This window comes from Salinibacterium sp. NK8237 (genome assembly GCF_015864955.1).
Classification (GTDB): domain Bacteria; phylum Actinomycetota; class Actinomycetes; order Actinomycetales; family Microbacteriaceae; genus Rhodoglobus.
In genome coordinates, this window is the sequence record NZ_JADYWE010000002.1 from 1 (window position 1) to 14,306 (window position 14,306).

14 protein-coding genes are annotated in these 14,306 nt (G+C 62.0%); 9 read left to right on the forward strand and 5 right to left on the reverse strand.

The window, feature by feature from the left end:
* Positions 1–256 precede the first annotated feature (256 nt).
* The 6 genes from I6E56_RS10315 (at position 257) to I6E56_RS15055 (ending at position 5,864) form a co-directional block, all read left to right on the forward strand.
* Complete coding sequence (locus tag I6E56_RS10315) at positions 257–607, forward strand: HPF/RaiA family ribosome-associated protein (RefSeq protein WP_197138303.1); 351 nt, start codon at positions 257–259, stop codon at positions 605–607.
* 255 nt (positions 608–862) lie between these two features.
* The gene (locus tag I6E56_RS10320; RefSeq protein ID WP_197138304.1) at positions 863–1,210 is read left to right on the forward strand and encodes a hypothetical protein; all 348 of its coding nucleotides are present in this window, start codon (positions 863–865) and stop codon (positions 1,208–1,210) included.
* 209 nt (positions 1,211–1,419) lie between these two features.
* Positions 1,420–2,481, forward strand: a complete 1,062-nt coding sequence (locus tag I6E56_RS10325) for a proline racemase family protein (protein ID WP_307842826.1) — start codon at positions 1,420–1,422, stop codon at positions 2,479–2,481.
* The gene (locus I6E56_RS10330) at positions 2,478–3,521 is read left to right on the forward strand and encodes an ornithine cyclodeaminase family protein (RefSeq protein WP_197138306.1); all 1,044 of its coding nucleotides are present in this window, start codon (positions 2,478–2,480) and stop codon (positions 3,519–3,521) included. Before I6E56_RS10325 ends, I6E56_RS10330 begins: the two co-directional genes overlap by 4 nt.
* Positions 3,514–4,188: a GntR family transcriptional regulator gene (locus I6E56_RS10335; protein ID WP_197138308.1), complete on the forward strand. Its 675-nt coding sequence runs from the start codon at positions 3,514–3,516 to the stop codon at positions 4,186–4,188. Before I6E56_RS10330 ends, I6E56_RS10335 begins: the two co-directional genes overlap by 8 nt.
* A 218-nt stretch (positions 4,189–4,406) precedes the next feature.
* Positions 4,407–5,864 carry a glycosyl hydrolase gene (locus I6E56_RS15055; protein ID WP_231606592.1) on the forward strand — a complete coding sequence of 486 codons (1,458 nt, stop codon included), beginning with the start codon at positions 4,407–4,409 and terminating at the stop codon, positions 5,862–5,864.
* Here the strand turns inward: I6E56_RS15055 and I6E56_RS10345 are convergent.
* A complete protein-coding gene (locus tag I6E56_RS10345) occupies positions 5,857–7,380 on the reverse strand; it encodes a cell wall metabolism sensor histidine kinase WalK (RefSeq protein ID WP_197138310.1) in 1,524 nt (507 codons plus the stop codon). The genes I6E56_RS15055 and I6E56_RS10345 overlap by 8 nt on opposite strands.
* Entirely contained in the window at positions 7,380–8,081 is a 702-nt protein-coding gene (locus tag I6E56_RS10350; protein WP_307842827.1) for a response regulator transcription factor, read from the reverse strand. Before I6E56_RS10350 ends, I6E56_RS10345 begins: the two co-directional genes overlap by 1 nt.
* 84 nt (positions 8,082–8,165) lie before the next feature.
* Between I6E56_RS10350 and I6E56_RS10355 the strand changes: the two genes are divergently transcribed.
* From I6E56_RS10355 to I6E56_RS10365, 3 genes are read left to right on the forward strand one after another with little or no spacing between them, the layout of a single operon-like run.
* On the forward strand, positions 8,166–9,245 hold the full coding sequence (locus I6E56_RS10355; protein WP_197138312.1) for a YHYH protein: 1,080 nt from the start codon (positions 8,166–8,168) through the stop codon (positions 9,243–9,245).
* 55 nt (positions 9,246–9,300) lie between these two features.
* The gene (locus I6E56_RS10360) at positions 9,301–10,380 is read left to right on the forward strand and encodes a YHYH protein (protein ID WP_197138314.1); all 1,080 of its coding nucleotides are present in this window, start codon (positions 9,301–9,303) and stop codon (positions 10,378–10,380) included.
* A gap of 3 nt (positions 10,381–10,383) precedes the next feature.
* Entirely contained in the window at positions 10,384–11,535 is a 1,152-nt protein-coding gene (locus I6E56_RS10365; protein WP_197138316.1) for a HupE/UreJ family protein, read from the forward strand.
* Here the strand turns inward: I6E56_RS10365 and I6E56_RS10370 are convergent.
* From I6E56_RS10370 to I6E56_RS10380, 3 genes are read right to left on the reverse strand one after another with little or no spacing between them, the layout of a single operon-like run.
* Positions 11,532–12,311 carry an FAD:protein FMN transferase gene (locus tag I6E56_RS10370; RefSeq protein ID WP_231606593.1) on the reverse strand — a complete coding sequence of 260 codons (780 nt, stop codon included), beginning with the start codon at positions 12,309–12,311 and terminating at the stop codon, positions 11,532–11,534. The two genes, I6E56_RS10365 and I6E56_RS10370, sit on opposite strands and share 4 nt — an antisense overlap.
* Entirely contained in the window at positions 12,311–12,841 is a 531-nt protein-coding gene (locus tag I6E56_RS10375) for an FMN-binding protein (protein ID WP_307842828.1), read from the reverse strand. The genes I6E56_RS10370 and I6E56_RS10375 overlap by 1 nt, the downstream gene beginning before the upstream one ends.
* Complete coding sequence (locus I6E56_RS10380) at positions 12,838–14,253, reverse strand: ferric reductase-like transmembrane domain-containing protein (protein ID WP_197138318.1); 1,416 nt, start codon at positions 14,251–14,253, stop codon at positions 12,838–12,840. Before I6E56_RS10380 ends, I6E56_RS10375 begins: the two co-directional genes overlap by 4 nt.
* Positions 14,254–14,306: the final 53 nt, after the last annotated feature.

Sequence of the window (14,306 nt, forward strand, 5' to 3'; positions counted from 1 at the left end):
AAGCTAAGACTCTCTGCGCCGATGGTACTGCAAGGGGGACCTTGTGGGAGAGTAGGACACCGCCGGACTTCAATTGTAAAATAGCCACACCCTTCGGGGTGTGGCTATTTTGCTTTAACCACCGATGGCCCGCGGGAGGTACTGCTGCGGGATACAGCTTCGCGGAGTAGCGTGAGAAGCGGATGCACTCGCGGCCCTCCTGCGAACCTCTCATCTCAGGGCACGCACCAGCATCCGCAACCGCCAGGAGGCGACCATGCAGGTCATCGTGAACACCGATAACAACATCACTCTCAGCGAAGACAAGATTGCGTCGATCACGTCAGAGCTTGAGTCCAAGCTTGCTCACTTCAGCTCCCACCTCACGCGACTCGAAGTTCACCTGAGCGACGAGAGCGCCGGCCGCAGCACAGGTGACGACATCCGGTGCCAGCTTGAAGCGCGTCCCGAAAACCGTACTCCCGAGCTCGTCACCGACAATGCGTCAACCGTTGAAACTGCAATCAACGGTGCGACTCGCAAGATGCAGCATGTGCTCGAGACGACCTTCGGTCGCGCGGATCAGCACAAAGGTGCCAGCTCGATGGGTGGCGTCGAACCTCGCTAACCTAGCGCCTAGCGCCAGTCGTACTCGGTAGATCCGTGGGGATTCCTGGTGTGGCTGGCAGCTGGCTGCTACTAGTTGCGGATCGCAGTGAATGCCCCAGTTCGCACAACGGTGGGGCGTAGCGTGTTGCCGTTGGCCGATGCTCGGCCGACAACACCCGAAGGGTCAACAATGGACGTTCAGAACGAAATTCTGCCCACCAGCAAGGCGAGGCTTGAATAAATCGGGCAACCCGGTCCAGAAGGCCCGATCTTTATGGTCAACATGCTCAAGTTCAAGGATCAGGCCGAGTATCAGGATGGACGCGAGACCGACCTTACGAGTCGCGAGGCTTATCACCTCTACGCAAAGGTCGCCGAAGAGCTGATCCGGGGCGTCGGTGGAGCAGTGACCTTTGACGGAGACGTCACATTCCTGAACACGGGCGAGGTTGAGGATTTATGGGACGAGATTATGATCGCGCGCTACGGGCAGCGATCCGATCTCGTGGATATGGTCCGCACCGACGAGTGGAAAGCGGCCGCCGTGCATCGTGTGGCTGGGCTGAAAGGCGAGCTCAATATTGAAACCGTGGCTTCTGCGACGAGTGTTCAATCGCTGTAGCTAATTGTGCTGGGGTCCGAGAGTCGTCGTGAACTCGGTGCCGCGGACTCTGGAGAGTCGGCCGTTCAGCTGTGAAGGTCGGCTCTTCGTCGCGGTGCGACGCAGCGTGGAGCTTGCTGTGTTGCTGTGTGGCCGTGTGGCGGCCTAGTGGGGCATGCACCGTCGCGCGGGAGACGCGTGGACAAACCCCGTTGAGCGTGCCAGTATAAGTGCGATTGCAATTGTACTTACGTGCACCGGAAGGCTGGCCGATCGTGGTGGAGCAGTACTCGACAGTGGACTACCACACGGGCGGTGAGCCGTTCCGGATCGTGTCATCGCTGCCGGTGAGCATCGAGGGCGTTGGGGTTCCCGCGAAGCGCGTGTACGCGATGCAGTCACCGGGGATTGAGCGCATCCGGCAGATTCTCTGCTTTGAGCCCCGCGGGCATGCTGACATGTATGGCGGTTTCATCGTCGAGCCGAACGATGCCGGCGCGCACTTCGGGGTGTTGTTCTGGCACAAAGACGGGTTCTCTACCGCGTGCGGGCACGGCACGATTGCGCTCGGCGTCTGGGCAATCGAGAGCGGACTCGTCGCCATAGACCCGAGTGAGATTACCGACGTAGTCATCGATGTTCCCTCCGGCCGTGTCACCGCGCGCGTGCACACCGACGGCGAAATCGTTGTCGCCGTCGACTTCATTAACGTCGCGAGCTACCTGCTCGCCGAAGGCGTTCCCGTCTCGACGTCGCTGGGCGAGGTCGTTGTCGATGTGACTTTTGGCGGCGCCATCTACGCTCAACTGGATGCAGCATCCGTCGGGCTCACTGTTACGCCCGAGGATGCGGCAGCCGTGATCGCAATCGGGCGGGAGATCAAGTGGGCTCTCAACGAGTCGGAGTGTGCCGTGCATCCGTCGGACGAGCGCCTGAGCGGCATCTACGGGACCATTGTCTATGAAACGTTGCCACCGCATCCGGGTGGCGCAGTTCATCAGCGCAACGCCACGATCTTCGCGGACGGCGAGCTCGACAGGTCGCCGTGCGGTTCGGGCACCTGCGCGCGCCTTGCAACCCTCACGGCAAATGGCACCCTCGTGAATGGCGCAACGCTAGTGCACGACTCGATCGTGGGATCGCAATTTACGGCGCGAGTGCTCGAGCGCGTTGAGGCGGATGGCCACGATGCGGTGATGCCGCAAGTGACAGGGATGGCGTTCAAGACGGGCGAGCATGTGTTTACCGTCGATGCTCGCGATACGCTCACCCCCGGGTTCGTGCTGCGATGAGCGCCGCGCCACGCTACCTCGACACCGCGGCTCTGTATGCCGCGATTAGCCCGGCCGAAGCAGTCGCCGCGATTCAGGATGCGCTGCTCGCCGGCTTCGACACCCAAGCCGATCACGTGCGGTCGACAGAGAAGCTCACGCAGGGAGACTTCCTGCTGATGCCCTCGGAGGTTGGCCCCTACGCCGGCATCAAGATCATCACGATCAGTCCGGAGAATCCGGGGCGAGGGCTTCCCCGCATCCAGGGGCTCTACGTATTGTTCGATAGCGAAACTTTGACGCCGCAACTGTTGATGGAAGGCGCAGCGCTCTCGAACATCCGCACGCCAGCAGTCTCGTTGGCGGCCACCGAAGGCGCGCTGCTTCGAAGCACGGAACCACTCAACGTTGTGGTTTTTGGGGCGGGCCCGCAGGGAATCGATCATCTTGCAACGCTGAAAGCCGTGGTGGGTTCGCGGCGACACATCTCATCCGTCACCTTCGTCGTGCGCACTCCGCGGCCCATTGGCGTCGCTGAAGCCGCGGTCGTGGCGGCGGGGAGCGCCGATGCCGAAGCCGCCGTTGCCGAGGCGGGGCTCATAATTTGCGCGACGACAGCCCGCACTCCGCTCTTTGACTCCGCGGCCGTTCGAGATGACGCCGTCGTGATCGCCGTTGGCTCGCATGAACCGGATGCTCGGGAACTCGACTCGGCCCTCATGGCGCGAGCGCAAGTGATTGTCGAAGACGTGCCGACTGCGTTGCGGGAAAGTGGCGACGTGATCCTCGCGATTGAGGAGGGGGTGCTTTCGGCCAAACGTCTACTTGCGATCTCTGACGTGATTTGCGGCCGGATCGAACTGGAGGCCGACCGTCCGGTGGTGTTCAAGAGCTCGGGGATGAGTTGGGAAGACCTTGCCGTTGCGTCAGCGATCAGTCGTACGATGACGCGGGCCGATGAGCGCGGTAGCGATAGCGCGGACGCTGTAACCGATCATGGTGGTGTCGCTGCTGGCGACGACAATCGCGGCGGCGATGCTGTTACGGATACTGATGACTGAGCAGACGTCAGCGCCGCGACCGCCGAGGGCGAGCATCCGCCAGTATGTGGCTGACACGCTGCGGGCGGCATTGATCGCGGGGGAGCTGGCGCCAGGTCAGGTCTACTCAGCTCCGGCACTCGCCAAGCAGCTCGACGTTTCGGCAACCCCGGTGCGCGAGGCGATGCTCGACCTTGCCCGCGACGGCATGGTCGATGTTGTGCCGAACACCGGCTTTCGCATCACTCAGGTCACCCCGCGAGACCTCGACCAGATCACCGAAGTGCGGTTGCTGCTCGAAGTGCCGATCATGGGAGAAGTTGCCGCGGCGTCCGGTGCAGAACGGGATACGCAGGTGAACGCGCTGCGACCCATCGTCGACGAGATGGTGGATGCCGCCCGCCGAAAAGACCTCACGAGCTATCTGAGCGCCGACGCCACTTTTCACACACGCTTTCTTGCCCTGCACGGCAACGACATCCTCGTGGCAACAGTGCGGGAGCTGCGCGATCGCACCCGCCTCCACGGGCTCAAAGGGGTTGCGGATGCCGGCCACCTTGTCGAGAACACAAACGAGCACTACGCCATGATCGACGCGGCGCTTGAACACGATCGCGCTGCGATGGAACAGATCATGCGGGATCACATAGGACACGTTCGCACGAACTGGGCGGCCGAAGAGAACTAGGGAGCTTCGAGGCTTCCGGCAGCCGGCGCACGTTATCGGGCAATCGTTTTCCATCGTTTAGAGGGGAGGGTCGTGAGCCGATAGCGGGGGACTGCCCCCCCCCCCCCCCCCCCCCCCCCCCCCCCCCCCCCCCCCCNTGTGGAAACTTACCGCCGTGGTGGACAACACCGTCTACCGTCGAAGACACCCCCCTGAACACTTCGATGCGGAGACCCCCTATGCGCACGTCCCTACTAAAAACCGCGGCCACACTAGTGGCCGCAACAGCACTTCTGGCGGGTGCACTCTCGGGGAGTGCACCCGCCGAAGCATTTCCGGCAAGCAATAAGCAGGCTGTGCTCGATCTGCTGTCGGAGGTGGAAGGCCAGTCGATAGTTTCTGGCCAACACAATAAGGAACCGGCGACAGGGGCATCCGCCTATACGAAGCAGGTTCACGACATCACTGGCGTGTATCCGGGGTTGTGGGGTGGCGATCTTCAATTCCGCAGTGAAGATATCGCTAACCGTCAAGTCATCGTCAATCAGGCAAAAACTGAGTGGGCGAATGGCTCTCTTGTCACGCTGTCGTGGCATGTCTGCCCGCCAACTGGACCCAGCTCGTGCCAGTTTGAGGGCGGAGTTAAGTCAAATATCAGCGACTACCAGTTCTCACAGATCATCACTGAGGGCACGGCGCTCAACGCTGCGTGGAAGCAGCGTCTTGATGAAGCCGTTCCCTATCTCCAGCAGCTCAAAGATGCTGGCGTTCCCATCTTGTTCCGCCCCCTCCACGAAATGAACGAAAGCTGGAACTGGTGGGGTGCACGGCCGGGCAGCGACGGCACCGCACGCCTCTACCAAATCACCCGCGACTATCTAGAGGACACCAAGGGTCTCGATAATCTGCTGTGGGTCTGGAACGTTCAAGATAATCCTGCCGGTGGCTGGGCCAACTACTACCCGGGCGATGACTACGTGGATGTTGTCACCCTGGATGCCTGGTACAAAGGTTTGCCGAGCACCAGCGACTACCAGCAAATCAAATCCATCGCCGGCTCGAAGCCCATCGCGCTGGGCGAACTAGGCAAGATGCCAACCGAGTCCATGCTCAACAGCCAACCTGACTGGACCTACTTCATGCTCTGGTCCGAACAGCTGCTCGGCTCCAATACCGATGCCGAAATTAGGGCCACCTATTCGAACCTGCGCGTGCTCACTCAGGGAGAGTTCTCGCTCGGCACCGGCACCGGCACCGGCACAGATCCCGACCCCGGCACCGGCGGAACGCCGCTTCCGGCCGAATCGCGAGGAGCGATCGTTGGACTCGCCGGAAAGTGTGTGGATGTTGCCGCATCAGGCACAGCCAACGGAACCGCCGTGCAGCTCTACACCTGCGCAACCGGGGTCGCTCAAACGTGGATCGTCGGCACTGATGGAACTATTAGCAACCCCAACTCCGGCAAATGTTTAGACGTCTCGGCGAGCGGCACCGCAAACGGAACCGTCGTGCAACTGTGGGACTGCAACGGAACGGGCGCGCAACAGTGGTCGTACAACTCCAGCACGCGAGAACTCCGCAACCCCAATTCCGACAAGTGTCTCGACGTTACGGGCAACAACTCTGCCAACAGCACTCGACTACAAATTTGGCAGTGCGCAGCAACGGCAAACCAGCAGTGGACGCTGCCTAGCTAGTTGGCGTTGAGGCGGAGACTCCCGAAACCAGTGGTAACCACAGCTCGAACGTGGCACCGCCGCCGGGAGTCTCCTTCAGCGAGACAGCGCCGCCATGCTGGACTGCGATTTCCAGCGTGACGGCCAGACCGAGACCGGCACCGTCATGACTGTGTCGCACCCGCGAAGGATCGGAGCGATAGAAGGGCTGGAAGATTTTGTCTCGCTCCTCTTCGGCAACACCGGGTCCATGATCCACGACACTGATGATGGCCTCGGTGTCGGTAGCGCTCGCGACGACTTCGATAGGAGTGTTCGCGGGTGTATGCCGGCACGCATTCGCGACAAGGTTCAGCAACGCCTGATGCAACTGGGCTGGGTTGCCCACGAGGCGAGCTGAACCCGCAACCCCCAACGCAGTGGCTGCGGCCAGCTCCGCGGCAATCTCACGTTCGGGAAAAGCGACGCGCACATCGTCGACAACATTGAGGGCTACCTCGGCGAGGTCAACCTCGACGCGCACAGCCTCAACAGGTTTGCCATCTCGGGCGAGCTGAATCATCGAACTCACGAGCGTGTTCAGCCGGATGCTCTCATCCCCCACGCGGGACATTGCCCGGTCGAGCGCGCCCGGCGCCGTCAACATCTGCTGGGCGTACAGGTCGCTGTAGCCCTTGAGCGCCGTGAGCGGGGTGCGGAATTCGTGGGCGACATCCGCCAACAGACGCCGCATATCGTTGCGGGCCCGGGTGGCATCGGTGGTCGACTGTTCGCGCTCGGCCAGAGCTTCACGCAACCGATTCACCATGCGATCGAGGTCGGCGGAGAGCTCGGAGATCTCGCGCGAGCCGCCGGCGGCGGTGATGGGAGTGTCGAGTGCCCCATTCGCGATGCGAGTGACGCCTTCGGTCACGGTAGCCAGCGGACGGGTGAGTTGACGGGCTAAGAACCATGCGACTGCCGCTTCGAGCAGAGCAATGATGATCCCGCCGAGCACGAGAGTGCTGCGCAGGCTGGCAATCGCTGCGTTGTACGAATCGAGTGACAGAGCAGTCACATGCACGAGACCGTCAGAATCGGGGGCGAGCAGCACACGGTAGCTCTCGACGTTGATGATTGTTCGCGCCTGGGTGCCCGCAAAAGAACTGGTAGCAGCATCCGAAAACGGGTTCTCGCCACCATCACTGTCGTGCATCACACCGTCGGCGCTGACAGCGAACTGCACCGGGAGAGCGGCGTCGGTCGACTCCAGAGCATCCGCTGGGTCGGCGTCGTTATTGGTGGCGGGTGCTTCATCGACCGGAGGTATCGGCGGGGCCTCTGTGCCATCGGGCGCTGCCGGGGCATCCACACCATCGGGCGTTGTTGCTGGAGGGCGTGCCACGATCAGTTCGGCGCGGGTGAGTTCCGCATCCAGCTCCGCTAAGCGGTGGGAGCGCTCGCTGATATCGACAGCGAACGCGAACGCGAGAAAGCCCACGATGATCGTTGCAAGAATCGGAAGCAGCAACATCCACCGCAGTGGAAGTCGCCTCATCATGATTCCTCGCGGAGAACATATCCGACGCCGCGTCGCGTGTGGATGAGAGGCGAATGGCCGTCATCGAGCTTGCGTCGCAGGTAGCCGATGTAGAGCTCGACCACGTTCTCACTGCCCGTGAAGTCTTCGTTCCAGACCTCGACAAGAATCTGCGCCTTCGACAGAACGACGCCGCGATTGCACATTAGGTAGTGGAGGAGGCGAAACTCGGTGGCCGAGAGGTCGACGGGGTTGCCGGCGCGACGGGCTTGGTGGCCGGCGAGATCAAGGGTAAGCGAGCCAACCTGCAGCATGGTTGTAGCCGTGCTCGGTTTGGTGCGACGCAAAATGGCGGCAACCCGAAACACCAGCTCATCCACGGTGAACGGCTTCGTGAGGTAATCGTCGCCGCCCGTAGCGAAGCCTCGGATGCGATCCTCTGGTTCTGCAAGCGCGGTGAGGAACAAAATGGGTGTTGTCGAGCCCGTGGCTCGTAAACGCCGACAGACTTCGAGGCCGTCAATGCCGGGCAGCATGACATCGAGGACGATGAGGTCGGCTGGCTTAGCGAGAGCTGCTGTGAGAGCATCATGCCCGTCGGCAACATGAGCTACCGAGTAGTTCTGAAACTCCATAGCCGTGACAATGACATCGCTGATTGCCGCGCTGTCCTCGGCTACGAGAATGCGATGAGAGGGCAAATTCGGGGTGAGCTCCACCGCCCGAATCTAGCAAGAAAAACTGTGGCCGTGCTGTGGCCATTTCCACAGTGTCACCACAGGTAGACAACCGAGTCTGTGATCATGAACACAACTGTACGGCGCGACATCCGCCTCAAACGTCCCCCGCTGTTCGCGGGCGTGCTCGTCTTGTCAGCCCTCGCGCTGGCTGCGTGCGCTTCAGCTGACACCACCACCTCGACTGACGACGCGACCACTGCCGTTACGGCGGGCCTCGATCTTGACCTATTCGTCGATGGTGCGATCGTCGACGAAGCCACCACCGTGGACTGCACCCTCACCGGTGGCACCGAAACCACCTGCTACGAGATCACAATCTCGGGCGACCCCACCGACCACGACATTGGGCCCTTCTGCCCCGACACGACATCGACATCAGCGGATGACGCGGGCATTTGGTTCGACGGCGACGAGGTATACGACCTCGACGGTGAGTTCATCGCCAACCTCGCCGAAACCTACGGGGATGACGGCTGGCACATGTATGACGAAGACGGCAACGTCTACGTCACCGACACGATCGAAGCCTTCGAGGCTGCCGCTCGCCCCGACGTCGACCCGGCCTACCAGAATTACTGCATCGAGGGCAGCTTCGACTTCCTCGAAAACGGTGAGGCTATTCAAACAACAGTCTTGATTCCGACCACGCCAGTACTCGCTGACGAGTCGTACACAACTCAGGGCAACCTGGGTGTCACTCTCGACGGCGTCATCATTGCGGCATCCGCTCCGGTCGACGCCATTCTTGGTGCGTACACGATCGCAGCTTTCGATGACTGTGGTGCACACTTCAACCCCTTCGAGGGCTACCACATGCACGGTGCGACTGGCTGCTCCGAGGTTGGTGACGCCGCAGACGGTGAAACCGCCATCTTCGGTTACGCGATGGACGGCTTTGCCGTGCACAGCGCCTACACCGACGACGAACTCGCCGATGTCGAACTCGACGAGTGCAACGGACACACCACCGACGAACTCGGTTACCACTACCACGCCAATTCTGCGGCAGACAATATGGTAATCGAGTGCTTCATGGGCCAGACCGTTGCCGGTGACGAAGAAGGCGCTGGCGGTCCGCCCGCCGGGGGCGCTCCAGACGGTGGTGCTCCGCCCGAGGATGCTCCTGACGGCGCCAACGGATAACCCGAGCCGCGCCAGCAACTGAATTGTTTCTAAAGAAGCCCTCTGGAGAATCGCTATGAAAACATCCATCCCCCGAGTGGTGGTGCCGTTGGCCTGTCTCGCGCTACTGCTGAGCGCGTGCGCGGCAGTCGACGACACGACCGAGAGCAGCACTGACTCAACGTCGTCAACGGCAGCCACAGAGATGGCCGGCCTGTTCGCCGACGAAGCGTTGACGTCAGACGCGATCACCGTTGACTGCACGCTCTCCAACGGCAGCGAGTCAACGTGCTACCAATTCGAGGTCGCGAGTCTCTCATCAGCGGTCGATACTGAGGGTCCGTTCTGCCCCGAAACCACCACAGATGAGGGTGGAATTTGGGTCTGGGATGGGGACGAACCTGGTCTCTACGCGCTCGATGAAGACTTCTGGGCCCTCATGGAGTCGCAAGGCTTCGAGTTCGCTGACGCGGATGGCGACATCACGATCGTGGACCCTGCTGGCGGAACTCCGTCGTCATCGACGACAGAGAATTCCTGCCTGCAGGCCACGCCGGATGATAGCTATCACCTGCAAGTGCTGATCCCCACGACGCCCGAGCTTCTTGACGAAGTAACGGACCTCTCGGTGATCTCGCAGATCGGTCTCGCCTTTGACGGTGTAACTATCTTCGGCGACGCTCCCTCGGTGCTCGACACTGGCGGACTCCCGGCGCTTGATGCCTGTGGTGGACACATCGACCCCTCGGGTTACTACCACTGGCATTTTGGTGCCGAGTCGATTCAGTCGATCTTGGATGCCGCGGGTGCGAACGTAACCTGTGCGATCGAGCAAGATAACGAAGCTCCCGTCGCGCTCGCCTACGACGGCTACGTGATCTACGGCTCAGAAGAGGATGGCGCAGTACCTACCGACCTCGATGAGTGCGGCGGCCACGTTTCTGACACCGAAGAGTTCGGTGAGGTGTACCACTACCACCTCAGCACCGACGCATCCAACCTGCCGCTGTGCCGAGTGGGGGCAACGGCAGAGGTAACACTCTCTAGTCCCGACGGCGACAACGTCGCGTTGCCGAACGGCACCGCTGGTGGCGGAGGCGGCGCACCCGGTGACGGTGGCCCGCCCGACGGCGAAGCTCCTGACCAAGGAAACTAGGTAGTGCACCACAGCACCACAGCACGATCCGCACGGCGCGGTGGGTTCTCGCCTCTGGCGAGGCTCACCGTGCTGGCCGGGCTTATCGTTGCAACGCTAGCCTTCGTCATGCCGACTGCGGCATACGCTCACGACGGTACGAGTGAAGCCCTCATTCTTACCGTCGATCAGGGGCGAGTTGTCGGGACCGGACTCGTCGAATTCGCCGAACTGGGACTCGAAGACACCAGCGGCGACGGCCTGATCGATGCCACCGAACTGAGTGAGCAAGAAGCGACCGTTGCAGGAACGCTCGTCGGTACCGTTCGCGACAACATCACTCTGACGATCAACGGCGAAGCGCTCGAGATTATCGGAGCGGGGCTCTCGTTCCAAGGAGCAACCGCTGATGCCGAGCTCGAAGCATCCGAATATGTGGGCGTAGCTTTCGCCACGGCAGAGTTCGAGGGCGAGCTGGATGAACTGGCCGTGACGTGGACGTTCCCGTCACCCAGCAACGCCATCCTGCTCTCCGATGCCGACGGCGCCGTTCTCGGACACCTCAGCGACGACGGCGCAGTGACCTTCACCCTCGGCGCCTGGGCGACCGCCAGCTCCTTTCTGCTGCAGGGCTTCGAGCACATTCAGTTCGGCCCTGACCACCTCCTCTTTCTTATCGTGCTCGCGCTGGGCGTAGTCGGCGTCAAGAAGGGTCGCGCCGTGTGGTGGCCCGCCATCAAACTCGTGACCGCGTTCACCGTCGGGCACGCGATCAGCCTCTGCCTTGCCTACTTCAGCATTGTGTCGATTCCTGCGGGCATCGTTGAACCGCTCATCGCCCTCTCCATCGTTGCCGCCGCGGTTCTCGCACTCCGACGAAAAGCCGGCGAATACCGCTGGTGGATCGCAGGCGTCGTCGGTTTGGTGCACGGTCTCGGCTTTGCATCCAGCCTCTCCGAACTCGGGCTCGTCACCTCTGACCACGTCATTGCGCTCATCTGCTTCAACCTCGGAATCGACATTGCACAGACCATCGTCGTGCTGCTCGTGCTCGCCGTTGCGGCAGTGCTGACTCGACTGGTGCCCAAACGCTTCGAAATCATTCGGGTCAGCGCGAGCATTGCGATCGGGCTCATCGGACTCTATTGGACCGTCACGCGGGTGTGGCCGTTCTAAGAGGCTGAAGCTAAGGCACTCACGAGCCCTGGTGTCGCCCGCAAGTCTCCCGCACGATCTACCGTGATGACGTCGACATCCCAACGATCAGTAACATCGTCGAGAGCAGCCTGGCCACCCGCCACGATCGTTGTCGCCAGAACATCGGCGGTCACAATGTCATTCGCGACGACACTGACCTGCACGAACTCGGCAGGCTCAGAACTACCGCCGCGCCAAATGTGATCGCCGCGTTGAGCGCTGCCCGAGGTCGCGATCGCGCGCCGCGGATGCCGCAACTCCAGCGAACACAAGAGCTGCGTTGGGGCGGCAGGGTCGGCGATCCCGGCACGCAGAAGCGCGGGCGCGAGTTGCCCGGCCGAAGAGGTGACCGCGGTGGCTGCGCCGGTGGGAGAGACGAGGATGTCGCCACCCACGTTGATGCTCCATTGCGGGCATCCGACCGACGTGAGGTATTCGCCAGCCTGCTCAATCGCTTCGGCCTTGACGATCCCGTTGAGGTCAATTGTGCCGTCGGGACGGTGTGGACTAAACAGCCCCGCCGTCTCGTTGCGCCAGGTGAGCGCTCGAGCGTAACTGGCGAGAAGCTCAGCGCTGGCGCTGGGCAAGACCAGTTGACCGGTCGCGAGCTTGCTGAGTTCTGACTCGGGGCGGTACAGGCTGAAACGCTCGTCGATCAGGGAAAAGATGCGTTCGAGCGCTGCAACTTCTGACGCCCAGTCCTGCGGTAGCTCGATGGACGCGACCGTGCCCATCGTCTGAAACGTGTGGCGCATCAGGCACCCGCCGCATCTAGAGCAGACTGCAGCGACGCCAAGTACGCGTCAGCCGTGTACGTCGCGCCGCTTACATTCGCCACGTCGGCAGTCTGCGATTCGATCACTGCGGCGCGCAGAATGGGGATCGCCTCGTTGCTGATCTGAGCCGACCGGCCCGTCGCGGTTAGCTGCAAGGTCGCAACGTCGGCGATGGTTCCCGCACTAATGGTCACAGCGACCTGCACGTCGCCGTAGCGGGTCGTAACCGTCGCGCCGGAGTAGGTGCCATCGGCCGGACCGGTCGGTTCTGCGTCTTCGGACGGCACCTCGTCGGTTGCCGTCTCGTCGGCCGCAGCATCGTCATCTGTCACGTTGGGGACGGTGTCGTCAGCGGCGTCCGACTCGGACGCGTCGGTTTCGGCGCCGGTGTCCGTAGACAGAACGAGTGAGGTCGCATCACCGGCAATAACGGTGGCGCCTGCCTGGTAGCCAAGAACAAGAACACTCAGTGACGCCAGAATGCTGCCTAAAACTGCTCGGGTTCTCACCAGTCAAACCTTTCTGCGTGAATCTGATGGGGGTGGATTCCGGTGGCGCGAACATCCGCTTCGACGAGGTCGAGCCACGGCGTGGGCCCGCACAGGTACACGTCGGAGTCGGTCAGGTCGGGGAAGGTGGTCGCGAGGGTGACGCCGCGCTCGGCATCCGCTGCAGCCATCCAACTGGGCGTGTGTTGCGGTCGGTGGCCGATCATCGAGTAGCAGATTGCGCCCTGCGCGGCGGCAATCGCTCGGATCTCGTCCCAGTGATAGGTCTCTTCTGGCGTACTAGCTCGCAGCAGAACGGTCGCTTCTCCGGGGGCAAGCGCAGCACTTTCCAGCAAAGCGCGCACGGGGGTCACACCGATTCCCGCGGCAATAATGGTCAGTTTCGGTGACGTGCGTGCCACGGTGGAGAACAACCCATAGGGCCCCTCGATGCTTACTCGCGTGCCCACTGGCAGGGTGGCGAGTTGAGCGCTGCCCTCGCCGAGGGCGCGAACGGTGATGCGCGCGGAAAGGTTGTTGGGCATTGAGGAAAGTGAAATCGGGTGGGAGTGCCACCATGTTCGCCCCGTCCAGAAGCGCCAGATAAAGAACTGTCCGCCGGAGGCGCCCAGGGCTCGAAGCCTGCGTCCAGAAAACTCGATGGTTGTCACGCCCGGGGCGATCTGCGTAACGGATGACACGCGGAGGCGGTGGCGCAGGCTCGAGACAATCGGCTGGGCGAATCGAAAAGTCACGATGCTGCCGAGTGCGACAACGTAGAGCGAGATCCAGTAAGCCCGTTGAAAGCTGCCTTCGGCGAGCACGCCACCGACACTGAGTTGGTGCGGAAGCGCAAAGAGCACAGAGGCGTAGCTGAGGAGGTGGATGAGGTGCCAGGCCTCGTAGCTGAAGTGCTTGCGCACCGCGATCAGTGAGGTCACGACGACAGCGATGAGCAACCCTAGGGCGATGAATGCGAGGGGCATATCGGGCAAGGTCAGCATCGAACCGATTTCGGCAATCGGATTGATGCCCGACGAAAGCCCGTAGCCGGTGAGCAGCAGTGCCGCGTGCGCGAGCAGCAGGTAGAGCGCTGGCTTGCCCAGCGAACGGTGGAGGGCGATGGCGCGATCGTGGCCGATCGTCGCATCGATGAGGGGGATACGGGCGGCGAGCACCAGCATCACCAGAATGAAGTCGGTGCCGATCAGCCCCGCGACGATTCCGATGCTGGTGAGGATCTCGGTGATCGAAGAGAACTGGCTGAGCCCTCCGGATGCCAAGAAGAGCGCAGCGGCAGCGGCTCCGGAAGCCCACAGCGCGATCACGAGCGCATCGGAACGACGGCCGCGACGCGCGAACGCACGCCGGTAGTCGCCGTCGGCGATGGGGGATCGGGCGACGACGCGTCGGGTCGCGGCGTGGGTGGTCATCTGCCTACTGTGCTGGTTGATGCTATGGGGATGCTATGAAATATCCGGCTATC